The 13,583-nt window shown below is 73.5% G+C and carries 10 protein-coding genes and 1 pseudogene; 3 read left to right on the top strand and 8 right to left on the bottom strand.

Annotation, left to right across the window (positions count from 1 at the left end):
- Positions 1–333 (bottom strand): annotated as a pseudogene (locus tag ACOV8S_RS30580) (hypothetical protein); the annotation flags it as partial.
- Positions 334–861: 528 nt separating this feature from the next.
- Here ACOV8S_RS30580 and ACOV8S_RS30575 point away from each other — a divergent pair.
- Both ACOV8S_RS30575 and ACOV8S_RS30570 read left to right on the top strand, forming a co-directional pair.
- A complete protein-coding gene (locus tag ACOV8S_RS30575) occupies positions 862–1,482 on the top strand; it encodes a DUF6230 family protein (RefSeq protein WP_448321735.1) in 621 nt (206 codons plus the stop codon).
- Between the two features lie 86 nt (positions 1,483–1,568).
- Positions 1,569–2,093 carry a DUF6114 domain-containing protein gene (locus ACOV8S_RS30570; protein WP_448321734.1) on the top strand — a complete coding sequence of 175 codons (525 nt, stop codon included), beginning with the start codon at positions 1,569–1,571 and terminating at the stop codon, positions 2,091–2,093.
- A gap of 80 nt (positions 2,094–2,173) precedes the next feature.
- Here the strand turns inward: ACOV8S_RS30570 and ACOV8S_RS30565 are convergent, their stop codons facing one another.
- The 7 genes from ACOV8S_RS30565 to ACOV8S_RS30535 form a co-directional block, all read right to left on the bottom strand.
- Positions 2,174–5,668: a DNA polymerase III subunit alpha gene (locus ACOV8S_RS30565; RefSeq protein WP_448321733.1), complete on the bottom strand. Its 3,495-nt coding sequence runs from the start codon at positions 5,666–5,668 to the stop codon at positions 2,174–2,176.
- Positions 5,669–5,868: 200 nt separating this feature from the next.
- Complete coding sequence (locus ACOV8S_RS30560; protein WP_448321732.1) at positions 5,869–6,774, bottom strand: S1 family peptidase; 906 nt, start codon at positions 6,772–6,774, stop codon at positions 5,869–5,871.
- 458 nt (positions 6,775–7,232) lie between these two features.
- Positions 7,233–7,829: a GTP-binding protein gene (locus tag ACOV8S_RS30555; protein ID WP_351112684.1), complete on the bottom strand. Its 597-nt coding sequence runs from the start codon at positions 7,827–7,829 to the stop codon at positions 7,233–7,235.
- Entirely contained in the window at positions 7,813–8,139 is a 327-nt protein-coding gene (locus tag ACOV8S_RS30550; protein ID WP_448321731.1) for a DUF742 domain-containing protein, read from the bottom strand. The genes ACOV8S_RS30555 and ACOV8S_RS30550 overlap by 17 nt, the downstream gene beginning before the upstream one ends.
- A gap of 11 nt (positions 8,140–8,150) precedes the next feature.
- Positions 8,151–8,597 (bottom strand): roadblock/LC7 domain-containing protein, encoded by a 447-nt coding sequence (locus ACOV8S_RS30545; RefSeq protein ID WP_448321730.1) that lies wholly within the window; start codon positions 8,595–8,597, stop codon positions 8,151–8,153.
- A complete protein-coding gene (locus ACOV8S_RS30540; RefSeq protein WP_448321729.1) occupies positions 8,594–11,122 on the bottom strand; it encodes a nitrate- and nitrite sensing domain-containing protein in 2,529 nt (842 codons plus the stop codon). The genes ACOV8S_RS30545 and ACOV8S_RS30540 overlap by 4 nt, the downstream gene beginning before the upstream one ends.
- Before the next feature lie 221 nt (positions 11,123–11,343).
- Positions 11,344–12,651 (bottom strand): DUF5685 family protein, encoded by a 1,308-nt coding sequence (locus ACOV8S_RS30535; RefSeq protein ID WP_448321728.1) that lies wholly within the window; start codon positions 12,649–12,651, stop codon positions 11,344–11,346.
- A 334-nt stretch (positions 12,652–12,985) separates the two neighbouring features.
- Here ACOV8S_RS30535 and ACOV8S_RS30530 point away from each other — a divergent pair, with 334 nt between their 5' ends.
- On the top strand, positions 12,986–13,426 hold the full coding sequence (locus tag ACOV8S_RS30530) for a cell division protein SepF (RefSeq protein ID WP_351112694.1): 441 nt from the start codon (positions 12,986–12,988) through the stop codon (positions 13,424–13,426).
- Positions 13,427–13,583: the final 157 nt, after the last annotated feature.

The raw sequence follows: 13,583 nt of genomic DNA, 5'->3' as shown, positions 1-13,583 counted from the left end.
GCTCCCCAGGACGTCGACCGTCGGTGCGGCGGACGACCAGCGGATGCCCCAGTTGAGCTTCATCGGGGCGCCGATCGGCACGCTGTAGTCGCCGATCCGGAAGGTGCCCCCGTCGACCTCGGAGTGCACGCAGCCGACCTGGAGGTTGTCCGGGGCGGCGAGCAGCGCCGAATTGACCGGACAGGTGTCCATGTTCTCGTAGGGGGCGGCCAGCTGGGTGCCGGCGGCCGGGGCGGGGGTCGTCTGCAGTCCCACCAGGGCGGCGCAGCCGGCGATCACGGTGGCGGCCCTGCTGAGCAGGCGGCGGGGTCCGCGGTCTCTCACGTTGTCCATGTGCGCGTCTCTCCTCGCATCGGGCCCGTTCGGGCGGAGTCGTGCGGCACGGCGGCGCGGCGGGTCCCCCTTGCCCGGCGCCACGGGCAAGGGGGACGTCCAACCGCAGGGAAACCCAACGGTGTTCTACCGAGCGCCGGTTGGGCGGTCAAGGCGCGGGGGAGAATTTTGTTACCCGAGGTAAGTCCAGTTCGGACGGCGGGCGTTGGCGTCAGAAGGGCTCCGACGGCCCCTGCCGGCGACGGGTCCGCAGGTGGGAGCACCGCCCGGAAGGAGAAGCCCCCGAAGCCTCCCCGGCACCACGTGGCCACATCCGCACCAATCAGCTCACAAGGTCAACACTCTTTGTCCGCAAGCCAATTGACCACGTTCCTCACTCGCCGGTAACTTCCAGGCATCCCCCCGAAGCCTCCGCCGCGCCGCCACCGACAGGACCAGGGGAAACCCGGCGCGCATCACGGGAGGCGCTGTCCGCGCCAGGACCTGCCCCCGGTTCCATCGACATTGCCGTCACAGAGGAGAGCCGTCATGTCAGAGTCCGCAATGCCTCTCAAGGGCAGGGTCCGCCTGCGCCGCTGGGCGGCGCTCGGCGTCCCCGGGGTGCTCGCCACCGCCGCGCTGGTCGTCGCGACCGCCCAGGGCATCCTGGCCGCCCAGTTCACGATCTCGGGCATGCCCTTCACCATCAACGCCGACAAGATCCAGGCCACCGGTATGGCCCAGTACGGCGGCCTGGACAACATGCACCCGGACAGCCCGCTGCACGGCGACACGGGCGGCCAGGTGGCGGTGTTCGTCACCACCATGAAGAACGCCGAGATCACCAACCTGTGTCAGGCGGTCGCGATCGGCGGCACCCACCTGACCATCACCGCCGGGAACAAGGGCACCCCGGCCAAGGCCACCAACCTGGCCACCGACTCGGACACCCTGACCGGCCGGACAGGCACCTTCACCGGCCTGGAGATGGGCCGCGACGCCGCCACCCTGGACAAGGGCTTCTCGCAGGGCCCGCTGGGCACCTTCGGCATGCAGGCCGACAAGATCGTGCTGGAGGACGTGTACCAGCACAACTGGGCGACCACCGCCGGTGCCATGACCCTGCCCAACCTGAAGATCGAGTTCAGCGAAGCCGGCTGCGGGAACTGACGCAGTCGCCGAGACCCGGCCGGCGGACGCGTTCCGCCGGCCGGGCCCGTGTCCGATCGGAAACGCCCGCGAAGGAGCCGCCGGCCGTGGCCAGCGACAGCACATCCGACAGCCCGCACACCGCGCCGTACACCGCGCCGCACCCCGCCCCCGCCGAGCCGTCCGCGGCCGCGCCACCCGACGGCTCCGCCGCTCCGGCGCCCCGGCGGCGGTCCCGGTTCGCCGTCTGGCGCGGCAACCGCCCGTTCCTGGGGGGTCTGCTGCTCACCCTGGCCGGTGTGGAGATCATGCTGACCATGAAGGTCCTGGAGTCCTCGCTCCAGGTGATCCTCAAGGCGGGCGCCCTGGGCATCGCCGGTTACCTGCTGCCGGGCGTGATGGCGCTGTGCGGTCTGCTGATCCTCTTCAACCCCACGCAGCGGATCTTCTACTCGATCATCGGTCTGCTCGCCACGCTCGGGTCGTGGGTCACCTCGAACCTCGGCGGGTTCGTCATCGGCCTGATCCTCGGGCTGCTCGGCTCGACCCTGGCCTTCGGCTGGATGCCCGACCAGGAGCCGCGCCGCAAGCTGCTGCGCCGCCGCGGCCGCGAGGCCACCCCCGCGGGCTGACCCGCGCCCCGGCGGTCCGCACCGCGTGTCCCCGCGGTCCGCACCGCGCGTCCCCCGGGAGTCTCCACCCCCGGGCCGCCTCACCCGGCGCTGCCCGGGCTGCTGTGCCACAGCTTCCGCCCCGTGGGCGGGCCGCCGTTCCCCGCCGGACGGAGGTCCGCCCACGGGTGCATCTCGTACCCGGTGGGCATCCGGATCGTCCGGCCGCCCTCCGTTTCGCCCTCCTCCCGGCCCGGGCCGCCCTTCTCGCGCAGCGCGCTCTGCTCGGCCAGCGTCTCCGACAGCCGGGCCGCCACCCGCTCGAGGCCGCCCTCGGCGCGCAGTTCGGACAGCTCGGCCAGGTTCCAGGCGGCCGTGCCCACCACACTGAAACTGCGCACCCCGCGGCGCTGCACGGTCCCGCGCACCAGGAGCAGCCAGGAGTGGAAGACGGTGTGCGCGCAGGCGTCGTGGGAGTCGTCGAAGAAGGCCAGGTCGACCAGGCCGGTGCCGTCGTCGAGGGTGGTGAAGATGACCCGGCGGCCCGATCTGATGGGCGGGGTCTGGGTGGCCACCTTGGACCCGGCCACCAGCACCGTCTCGCCGTGCCGGGCGGTGCGCAGCCGCTTCGCGGAGGTGACGCCCAGCTCGGCCAGGAACTCGGCGTGGTCGTCCATCAGGTTGCGCGAGGCGTCCATGGACAGCACGCCCAGCTCGGCGCTGAGCCGCTCCCCGTCGGTGAGATCCGGCAGTCCGGCCGACGCGGTGCGCTCGCCGCCGCCCAGCGGCAGCTGCTCGGCCCCGGCCGCACGGGCGGCGCCCCGGTGCAGCTCGCTGATGTGCAGCCTCAGGTCACGCCGGTTGGCGCCGAACGCGTCCAGCGCGCCCACCTGGGCCAGCCGGTCGGCCACCGGGCGGCTGGGGCGGGCCCGCTGCCAGAAGTCCAGCAGGGAGGAGTACGGCTGCCCCTCGGCGATCCGCCCCGCCTCCGCCTCGCTGATGCCGTGCACGTCCCCGAGGGCCAGCCGCAGCCCCCACACATCGGAATCCTCCCGCTTTCCGCCAGACACCAGTTCGATACGGTGAGTGACGCCGGACCTGTTGACGTCCAGCGGGAGCACCGGCACGCCCCGTCGGCGCGCGTCCGCCAGCAGCAGCCGCTTGGGGTACATCCCGGGGTCGTGGGTGAGCAGCCCGGCGTAGAAGGCGGCCGGGTGGTGCGCCTTCAGCCAGGCCGACTGGTAGGTCGGCACGGCGAAGGCCACCGCGTGCGCCTTGCAGAAGCCGTACGAGCCGAAGGCCTCGATGATCTCCCAGGCGCGCGCCACCGTCCCGGCGTCGTACCCCCGGGCCGTGGCGTGCTGGGCGAACCAGGTCCGGATCCGGCCCTGGGAGTCCGGGTCGGACAGCCCGCGCCGCACCCGGTCCGCCTCGCCCCGGCCGCAGCCGGTCATGACGGCCACGATGTCGATCAACTGCTCGTGGAAGACCACCACGCCGTAGGTGCCGCGCAGCGCCGGCTCCAGGTCCGGGTGCGGGTAGCGGGCGGGGCTGCGCCGGTGCCGGCGCTCGATGAACGGCCGCACCATGTCGGCGGCGACCGGGCCGGGCCGGAACAGCGAGATGTCCACCACCAGGTCGTGGAAGGTCTCCGGCTGGAGCCGGCCGACCAGGTCGCGCTGGCCGGGCGACTCGATCTGGAAGCAGCCCAGCGTCTCGGTCGACCTGATCAGCCGGTACGTCTCCGGGTCGCCCTCGGGCACCGCGTCCAGGTCGATCCGCTCGCCGGACGCCCGCTCCACCTCGGCCACCGCGTGCGCCATCGCCGACTGCATCCGCACCCCGAGCACGTCCAGCTTGAGCAGGCCCAGGTCCTCGACGTCGTCCTTGTCGAACTGGGCCATCGGGAAGCCCTCGCCGCTGGTGGGCACCACCGGGGTGCGCCCGAGCAGCGTGGCGTCGGAGAGCAGCACGCCGCACGGGTGCATGGCGACGCCGCGGGGCAGCGCGTCCAGCGCCTCCACGAGGTCCCACATCCTGTCGTAGCGCCCGCCGGCCCCCTCCGGCCCCTTCGCCAGCTCCTTCAGCTCGGGCAGCTCCTCCAGGGCGGCGCGGGCGTCGCGGGCGCGGATGTGCGGGAAGGACTTGGCGATCCGGTCGATCTCCGCCGGGTCCATGGCGAGCGCCGCCCCGACGTCGCGGACCGCATGCCGCACCCGGTAGGTCTCGGGCATGGCGACGGTGGCCACCCGCTCGCCGCCGAAGCGGTCGAAGATCTTCCGGTAGACCTCGAGCCGGCGGGCGGACTCCACGTCGACGTCGATGTCGGGCAGCACCGCCCGGCGCTTGGACAGGAAGCGTTCCATCAGCAGCCCGTGCTCGACCGGGTCGGCGGAGGCGATGCCCAGCAGGTGGTTGACCAGGGAGCCGGCGCCGGAGCCGCGCGCGGCGACCCGGATGCCCATCCCGCGGACGTCGTCGACGACCTGGGCGACGGTGAGGAAGTAGGTGGCGAAGCCGTGGTGGGCGATGATGTCCAGCTCGTGGTGCATCCGCTCCCAGTACGCGCGCCGGCGGTCGTAGCCGCGCAGCACCATCCCGGCCGCCGCCCGGGAGGCCAGCACCCGCTGCGCGGTGCGCCGCTCGGCGCCGACCAGGTGCGGCTCGGGGAAGTGGACGCTGCCGATGCCCAGGTGCTCCTCGGGGTCGACCCGGCACTCCTCGGCGGTGGTCCGGGTGTGCTCCAGCAGCCGCCCGGCGGCGCGCGGGCCCAGCCCGGCGGCCTCGGCGACCCGCTCGGCCGCCTCCCGCATGGCGTCGGCGTCCTTGAGCCACGCCTCGCCCGAGTCCAGCCCCCGGGCCGGGTCGACGGGGACCAGGCGGCGGGCGGAGTCCAGCACGTCGGCGACCGGGCCCATGCCGGGGTCGGCGTAGCGGACGGCGTTGGTCAGCACCGGGCGCACGCCCTGCTCGGCGGCGAGCGCGAGGGTGCGGGCGGCCAGCCGCAGCGAGCCGTGCCCGGTGCCCTGGCGGCCGTGCCAGACGGTCTCCAGCCGCAGCGCGTCCCCGTACCGCTCGCGCCAGGCGGCGAGCAGGGGAACGGCCAGGTCGGGGCGTCCGGCGGACAGGGCGCGGCCCACGTCGGAGTCGGGCCCCAGCAGCACGGTCACCCCCTCGGCGTACAGCGCCTCGGCGGGCAGCAGCGGGGAGCCGCCGCCCGCGTGGGCGGCGGTGATCAGGGCACACACGCCCGCCCAGCCGCGGGCCCCGTCCCGGGCCAGGAAGGTCGCCCGGGGGGCCGACTCGTCGACGAAGGCGCCGCCGCGCACCGGCGTCCGGCGCCGCTCCGGCGACCGGCCGGACCGCCCCGCCCCGGCCGGCGGCGCCACCGCGAGGTCCACGCCGAACAGCGGGCGGACGCCCTCCTTGGCGCAGGCCTTGGCGAACCGGACGGCCCCGGCCACGGTGTCCCGGTCGGTGAGGGCGAGCTCCCGCAGGTCCCGCTCGCCGGCCCGCTCGGCCAGCCGCTCGGGGTGCGAGGCGCCATGACGCACGGAGAAGCCGGAGGCGGTGTGCAGGTGCGGGAAACCCGGCATGCGCACCTCCCGGCCTACCTGTCGAACCGCCTATCGAACAAACGTTCACTTACGTCTCCACCATAGACCACTTTCGAAACTCCGGGCGACCCTGGAGACACCCGTCACCCACACCCCGTCCCCGCCCCGAACAGCGGGAACCCCCCGCACGCCGGGCGTGCGGGGGGTTCCCCAGGAGGATGATGCGGAGGCGCGAGAGATCAGAAGACCTTGACCCCGTACGCGTTCAGGGCCTCGACGACCGGCTGGAAGAAGGTCGTACCGCCGGAGGAGCAGTTGCCGCTGCCGCCGGAGGTCAGGCCGTAGGCGATGCCGCTGGTGGAGTACAGCGGGCCGCCGGAGTCGCCGGGCTCGGCGCAGACCGTGGTCTGGATGAGGCCGGAGACGATGTCGCCGCCGCCGTAGTTCACGGTCGCGTTCAGCCCGGTGACCCGGCCGCTGTGGGTGCCGGTGGTGGAGCCGCGACGCGTGACGGTGGTGCCGACGCTCGGCGTCGCCGCGCTCTTGATGTCCACGCTGCCCACCGAGCCGGACTTGGCCACGGAGGAGTTCGTGTACCGGACGATGCCGTAGTCGTTGCCCGGGAAGCTCGAGCCCGACGTGCTGCCGAGAACCGTGGTGCGGCCCGAGTTCGAGTACCAGGAGCCCGCGCCGTCGGTGCAGTGGCCGGCGGTCAGGAAGTAGTAGTTGCCCGCGCTGTCCTGGACGTTGAAGCCCAGGGAGCAGCGCCAGCTGCTCGCGTATATGGCGTCGCCGCCGGAGATGTACTTCTCGAACTTCCCGGAGGTGCGCTTGACGGTCAGCGCGCCGGACTTGTCGCCCGCCTCCTTCTTGATCTTGTTGATCTCGGCCTGGGACACCGTGCTGTCGACGGTGACGACCACCCGGTTCGTCTTGGCGTCGACCGCCCAGGCGGTACCCGGGACGTCCGCCTCCATGACCGCGTCACTCGCCGCGGTGAGCTGACCGGAGCTGAAGGTGGTCACCTCGTCGGCGCTGGCGGCGGGCACCGCGATCGCGGCGGCGGCCACCAGGCCGGTGGCCACGGCGAGCAGACGGGTTCGTCTCGTGACGCCGTTGCTGGGGGTGGTGCGCTTGATCCTCACTGGTCGTTCCTCCACTTGGGAAGTCGGGGGCCCGCTTGTGGGGGCGCGGGCCCGTGAGGCGCAGCCGGGGGCAGGGGCGACCGGGATTGCCGGACACGCCGTGCTCCTGACAAGCGCTGCAGGGAGTATTCGGCCGTGCGACCGAGCGGCGCAAGGGTGCCTTTCGGCCGCCCGACGAGGACGGCGTCGCCAAGCGCATTCCCCGCCCGGACCGGCCACAGACGCACAGCTCAGCTAAACCGCGCGTATGCAGCAACGGGCGCTCATCTGTTCCCCCTCCGCACGTGAGGTCCCATTTCGCCCCTGGCCGGAACACGACCGTCCGCTTGCTTTCGGCCGTGTTCTCCCCGGCACATCGGCACACGGACTTCACACCTCGGGCCCCCGACGGGCCGGCCGCCGCCCCGGCGATTCCGGGACGACGGCCGCCCGACGCCTCGCACCGTCCGTCCCGTGCGTCACACCAGTGCGGCCGAGCGCTCCCGCCCCGCGGTGCGCTCGCGGATGACCCGGTCCATCAGCATCACCAGGACGTCCCGTACCGAACGGCGGTCGCGGGCGTCGCAGTCGACCACCGGCACGTCGTCTCCCAGTCCCAGGGCCTCGCGCACCTCGTCCAGTTCGAACCGGCGGGCCCCCGGGAAGTGGTTGACCGCGAGCACGAACGGGGCGCGCTGGGCCTCGAAGTAGTCCAGCGCCGGAAAGCAGTCCTCGATCCGGCGGGTGTCGACCAGCACCACGGTGCCCAACGCCCCCTCCACCAGGTCGTCCCAGAGGAAGGAGAACCGGTCCTGGCCGGGCGTGCCGAACAGGTAGAGGGAGATCGCCGGGTTCAGCGTGATCCGGCCGAAGTCGAGCGCCACGGTGGTGGTGGTCTTGGACTCCACCCCGTCCAGCGAGTCGACGCCCACGGACACCTGGGTGATCGCGGCCTCGGTGTCCAGCGGCTCGATCTCGGAGATGGCGCCGATGAACGTGGTCTTGCCGACCCCGAGTCCACCGCTCACCACGATCTTGACGGCCAGCGGCACCATCTTGTCAGAGCGCCCGGACATGGTCCCTGATCCTTTCCAGCGTGTGGAGCGAGAGCTCCGCGGGTTGGCGGCAGGCGAGGTGCCCGACGGCGACCAGGTCGGAGATCAGCACCTTGGCGACCCCCAGCGGGACGGCCACCCGATGCGCCACCTCGGCCACCGTCGTCGGGCTCGCGCACACCGCGGCGACCCGCTTCCGTTCGAACGTCAGCGACTCGTCCGGCGGGCGGACGGCGACCACCAGGGTCTCCAGCCGCAGGTCGCTCTGCGTGGGCTGCACCCGTCCACCGGTGATGATGAACGGTCTGACGAAGCTGTTGTCCTCTTCCATGGGCGTGCCGTTCACCGGGGCAGCGACTGGCGGAGATCGGCGATCAGGGCCGGCGTGAGCAGGTCACCCGCCCGTTCCGCGAGCACTGCCATCTCGTAGCCGACCAGGCCGAGTTCACCGCTGCTGTCGGCGAGCACCCCGAGACAGCTGCCGTCCCGGATCGCCGAGACCAGCAGGAAGCCCCGCCCCATCTCGATCATGATGAGCTTCACCCCGTCGAAGCCGTACCGCCGGGAGGCGCTGCGCGCCAGGCTGGACAGCCCTGAGACGATGGCCGACAGATGGTCGGCCTCGGTCCGCCCCAGTCCGTCGGAGACCGCGATCAGCAGGCCGTCCGAGGAGACCGCGACCGCGTCCCGCACCCCGTCGGTGTTGCGGACGAAGGCCGCCAGCAGCCAGTTGAAGGTCTGTGAGTCCTGCGCGGCGGGAGCGGCGTTCTGGGTGGGAAAAGTGGTCACTTCGCCTCGCCCCCGTCAGCCGCGGCGTCCTTCGCCGGCCACGCGTCGGCACCCGTGCCGCGATCCATGTCCCTCTCCTTCTCCTTCTGCACGCTGATCCCGCCCCGCAGGTGGGCGCTGCGCAGGGAGGAGAGCATCCCGGAGACCTGCTCCGGGGTGCGCTCCCGCTCCGGCGCCGGAGGCAGCGGCCGGGCGCCGGCCCGGTCGGTCTCGTCGACCGCGGCGCCGATGGCGCTGCGCCTGGGGCGCTTGACCAGGCCGTTGCGGGTGCGGGCGGCGTCCGCGCCGCGGGCCGGTTCGGCCCGCCGTTCCCCGGGGCCCGTGGCCGGGGGCGCGGCGATCTGCGGGCGCGCCTGACGGGGCTGCCCGGCCGTCTGGTGGGCGGGGCGACCGTCCACGCGGCCGTCCAGGGGGCGGCCGTCCAGGGGGCGACTGTCCACGGGCCGGCCGTCCGCGGTGACCGGGACCAGGTGGGCGCTCCCGGCCGGAGCGGGGGCAGCCGCCGCGGCGCGCGGCGCGGGCAGCACGGCCTTCTGGTCCAGCCGGCCGTCCACCACCACGTCGTCGTCCGGCGTGCCCGGGCTCTTCGGCTCGGCGAGCAGGGCGGCGGGCAGCAGCACCCGGGCGACCACGCCGGCCGTCGGGGCCTCGCCCACCCGCACCTCGATCCCGCACTTGCGGGCCAGGGCCCCGACCACGAAGTGGCCCAGGAAGCGGCCCGGGTCGGCCATGAAGCTGGCCCGCCCGGAGAGTCGCACGTTGGCCTCGGCGAGCGCCTGGGCGTCCATGCCGAGTCCGTGGTCGACGATGGCGATCAGGTAGCCCGCGCTGGTGCGCCGGCCCTCGATCTCGACCTGGGACTCCGGGGGCGAGAAGTTCAGCGCGTTCTCGACCAGTTCGGCCAGCAGGTGGGCGATCTCGGCCACCACCGAGCCGGACACCCCGGCCGGCTCGATGCGCCGCAGCACCACCCTGCGGTACTCCTCGACCTCGGAGAGCGCCGCGCGCAGCACGTCGGTGACCGGCAGCGGGGTGGACCAGGGGCGCGGGCTGGACTCGCCGGCCAGCACCAGCAGGCTCTCCGCGTTGCGCCGCATCCGGGTGGCCAGGTGGTCGAGCTCGAAGAGGTTGGCCAGCGTCGCCGGGTCGGCGTCCTCGTGCTCCAGCTTGTTGATGAAGCTCAGCTGGCGGCGGACCAGGTTCTGGTTGCGCCGGCCCAGGCTGACCAGCGACTCGGTCGCGTTGCGGCGCAGCACGGCCTGCTCGGTGGCGAGGTCGAAGGCGGCCCGCTGGACCCGGTCGAAGGCCTCGGCCATCTCCAGCACCTCGGCGCCGGCCTTCGCCGGGACGCGCAGCGGCTCGGGCGGCTCGGGCGCCTCGCGCAGGTTGCTGTTCTGGATCGCGGCGACCGCCAGCGGCAGTCGCTTCCCGGCCACCTCACGGGCCTGCTGGGCGAGGTCGGCGAGCGGACCGGAGACGGTGCGGACGCAGTCGAGCGCGAGCGCGCCGAGCGCCGCGACGGTCACCAGTGCCAGCAGGCCGAAGAGCACCAGGTCCTCGCCGGCGTCGCTCTCCAGTTCGGAAGCCCGGCTCTCCACGTCGTGGCCGAGCGAGACCTGCACCTCGCGCAGGCCGTCGATGGTGGAGGTGGTGCTGCTCCACCAGGCGGTGGGCGGGATCTCGGCGGCGTCGAGCAGGCCGCCGCCGCGGACCGCACGGCGCTCGTACCACTGGCTGCGCCGGGCGTCGGGCGTGCTCAGCGCGGCGTCCAGGCGGCGCTCCTGCGCGGCGGAGGCCACCGAGGGGAAGGCGGCCAGCGAGGCGAGGCGGCCGGCCCTCATCTCCAGGAAGCGGCCGTGGTCGTCGCCGGGGAACCGCCCGGCGGTCACCGCCCCGAGCAGCAGCGCCCGCTCCTGGCCCGCGAGTTCCTTGGCGTCACCGAGGAACCGCAGCGCACGGCCGGCGTCGTAGAGGGTGTGGTCGCGGACCTCGTCGAGGCCGAGGTCGAGCCGGTCGAGGGCCGCGATGGTGGAGGTGAAGTAGGCGAACGCCTCCTGCACGTGGACGCTCCGCCGGTCGGCCTTCGCACGGATGCCGCCCAGCGCGCCGAGCCGCCCGAGGGCCTCCCGGACCGCGTCCGCGCGCCGCTCGTCCGTGTGCCCCAGCAGCGCCTGGTCGAGCACGGCGAGGGCCGTGTCGGTGGCCTTGCGCTGTGCGGGCAGCCGGTCCCGGAACTCCCGGACGCCGCCCAGGTGCCCCGCGGTGAGACTGCGTTCCTTCTGCAGCTCGTGGACCAGCCCCTGCAGGGTGATCTCCAGGCGGGCGTTGTCCGCCGTGGCGGAGGCGTTGCGGAAGGTCGCGATCTGCTCGGCCGCGGCGGTGCCGAGGAGGGCCAGCAGGACGGCGAGAGCCAGGATCAGGACCCTGAGAAGCCTGGTGCGAAGGGAGCGGGGGGCCTTCCGGCCCGTCCCGCCGCGGGCGGCGCGCAGACGCGCGGCGGCCGATGTCGGTGTGACTGCGTCCACTGAGGTGCCTTAAGTGGGAGGCGAGTTGGTCGGAGGAGAAGTAATAGTTCTGCCTCCGACCCAACGACACCGGTGGCCCTGGGTTACCGGACCGGCGGGGTTTTTATCCCATCGTGGACGCCTCCGTACCGAATACGCAGGTGGTCGCGACGGCCCTCCGCCCGCTCAGGTCATCACGGGCATGACGCAGCGTCACCTCGGCGCCTACCCGCCGACACCGGTCAGCAGTTGCAGCCGCAGCCGTCGCACCCGCCGCCGTCGCCGCCGCTGTCTCCCCCGCAGCAGCTGCAGCAGTTGCAGCACTCGCAGCAGTTGCCGTCGCACTGGCCGCAGCAGCCCTGGCGGCGGCGGCCCGACCACGGGCCCTCGAACTCGTCGGCGCAGCACACCCGGCAGGTGCAGAGCAGCCCGGCGGCGGCCGCGCATCCCGCCCAGAAGCCGCGGCCCGGCCGGTGCGGCGGCTGTCCGCCGGCCGGGGTGCCGGGTCCGTAGGGGCCCTGCGGTCCGGGCGGCGCGTACGGGCCGTAGGGGCCCTGCGGGGACTGCGGGCCGTACGGACCCTGCGGCGCCTGCGGACCGTAGGGGCCCTGCGGCGCCTGCGGACCCGGGCCGTAGGGTCCCTGCGGCGGGCCGTACCCCTCAACTGCGTGGCCGGTCCCGGGGTGCGCGCAGGAGGGGGTGCCGAAGGCGCGGTCGACGGAACGTTCCAGCTCGTGGGCAAGGAGCCGGTGGACGAGACGGCCGTCGGTGAACTCGGCGTCGCGCAGGGCGAGCCGCACACCGCGCACCGCGTCGTCGGCCAGGCGGCGGGCGTCCGCGCGCGAGGTCCCGGTGGCGGTGAGCGGGTTCCAGGCGCCCGAGGCCGCGTCGGCCGCCTGGTCCTCGACCGCGTCGAGGAGGTGGGCCAGGCGGCCGAAGAGCCGGCCGGCCTCGGCCAGCGGCGTCGCGTTGGCGGGGCGTCCGGCCAGCACGGCGGTGTGCGCGAAGGCCGCGGCGGTCGCCGTCTCGGTGGGCTCGGTGACGGTCAGGATCGGGGTGCCGGGTCCGGCCAGGCGCTCCAGTCCGGCCTGCCGGTCCACGGCGTCCAGCAGGACGGCGGTGTCGAAGCCGACGGTGGTGGCGGTGCGGGAGCCCGCGGCCGTCCAGTTGGCGGCGACCCGGCGGGCGGCGAGGGCCACCGGACGGCGGGCCAGCAGCCCGTCGCCGTCGGCCATGTGGTCACGGACCTTGGCCGAGGCGAGCACCAGCGAGACGGCGGCGGCGAGCCTGGCCCCCTCGCCCCTGGCCACCGAGGCGGTGCGCATCCCGCGCAGCGGGCAGGGCCCGGCGGTGCGGCGTCCGCCCCCGGCCCGCTCCGCCTGAGCCTCCGTCAGCACGGAGATCAGCAGGCCGTCGTAGTTCGTGACCACCCGGGCGAGCTGGCCGTGCTCCCCGCGCAGGGCCAGGCACAGCCCGCACAGATGCGCCGTCCACTCCGCCGCGAGACGCTCCCCGAGCCGGTGGCGGCAAGGCCTGACCATTCCGAACATCGTGACTCCCCCTCAGACGCCCGCGGCCCCCGTGGCGCGGGTCTCACCGCGCCCCCTGTATCTGAGGGCGACTTCCGAGATCGTAATGGGGTAGGTGGTTCACCCGGAGGCACCACATCTCACTCGTTCGCCGCGAAGAATATTATTTCACTCCCAATCAGCAATCGTGTAGGGCAAGTCCCTTGGGATACACGGAGTCTGTACGTATCCACCGCGCACCGGTACCGTCACAAACCCCCTGCGCGGTGTCCGTCCACTTGGCACGTTGTCCGACTCATGGACGACGATAGGGATGCGGATAGCGAGAGAGAGACCGCAGCGAGAGGAGGCGTCCATGGGATCGGTGCGCAAGGCGAGTGCCTGGCTTGGCCTCGTCGACGACAACGATGACGAGCGCTACTACGAAGACGACGACTACGCCGAGGGCCCGGAGTCCGAGGACGCCTGGGTCACCGACCCGCGGGTCAAGGTCGCGGCCGAGCCGGCCGAGGACAGAGGCCGCAGGATCGGCACCGTCACCCCCGACAGCTTCCGGGACGCCCGGGCCATCGGCGAGCTCTTCCGTGACGGCGTCCCCGTGGTCATGAACCTCACGGCCATGGACGCCGCGGACGCCAAGCGCGTGGTGGACTTCGCGGCGGGCCTGATCTTCGGCCTGCGCGGATCCATCGAGCGGGTCGCCAACCGGGTCTTCCTGCTCACTCCGGCCCACACCGAGATCGTCAGCGGTGAGGCCGCCCCGGGCGCCCGGGACGCCTTCTTCAACCAGAGCTGAGGCGGGGCCGCTCACCGGAACCGTCACCGGTGAGCGCCCCGTCCGGCACCGTTCTCCCCCCGGTGTGCCGGCCTCGCGTGTGCCGGCCTCTCGCCCCTCAGGCCGAGACGCGCGGCAGCCGCGACGACGTCTTCCTCTGCTCCCGGGGCCCCGGCAC

This window comes from Streptomyces sp. CO7, assembly GCF_053474865.1.
Note: the sequence above shows the minus strand (reverse complement) of the source record. Positions and strands in the feature narration are given on the sequence as shown.

Bases quoted from the DNA above. Each gene is read 5' to 3' on its own strand.
- ACOV8S_RS30575 (WP_448321735.1), top strand. From the start codon at position 862: ATGTCAGAGTCCGCAATGCCTCTCAAGGGCAGGGTCCGCCTGCGCCGC.
- ACOV8S_RS30565 (WP_448321733.1), bottom strand. From the start codon at position 5,668: ATGCCGGGTTTCCCGCACCTGCACACCGCCTCCGGCTTCTCCGTGCGT.
- ACOV8S_RS30555 (WP_351112684.1), bottom strand. From the start codon at position 7,829: ATGTCCGGGCGCTCTGACAAGATGGTGCCGCTGGCCGTCAAGATCGTG.
- ACOV8S_RS30550 (WP_448321731.1), bottom strand. From the start codon at position 8,139: ATGGAAGAGGACAACAGCTTCGTCAGACCGTTCATCATCACCGGTGGA.
- ACOV8S_RS30535 (WP_448321728.1), bottom strand. From the start codon at position 12,651: ATGTTCGGAATGGTCAGGCCTTGCCGCCACCGGCTCGGGGAGCGTCTC.
- ACOV8S_RS30530 (WP_351112694.1), top strand. From the start codon at position 12,986: ATGGGATCGGTGCGCAAGGCGAGTGCCTGGCTTGGCCTCGTCGACGAC.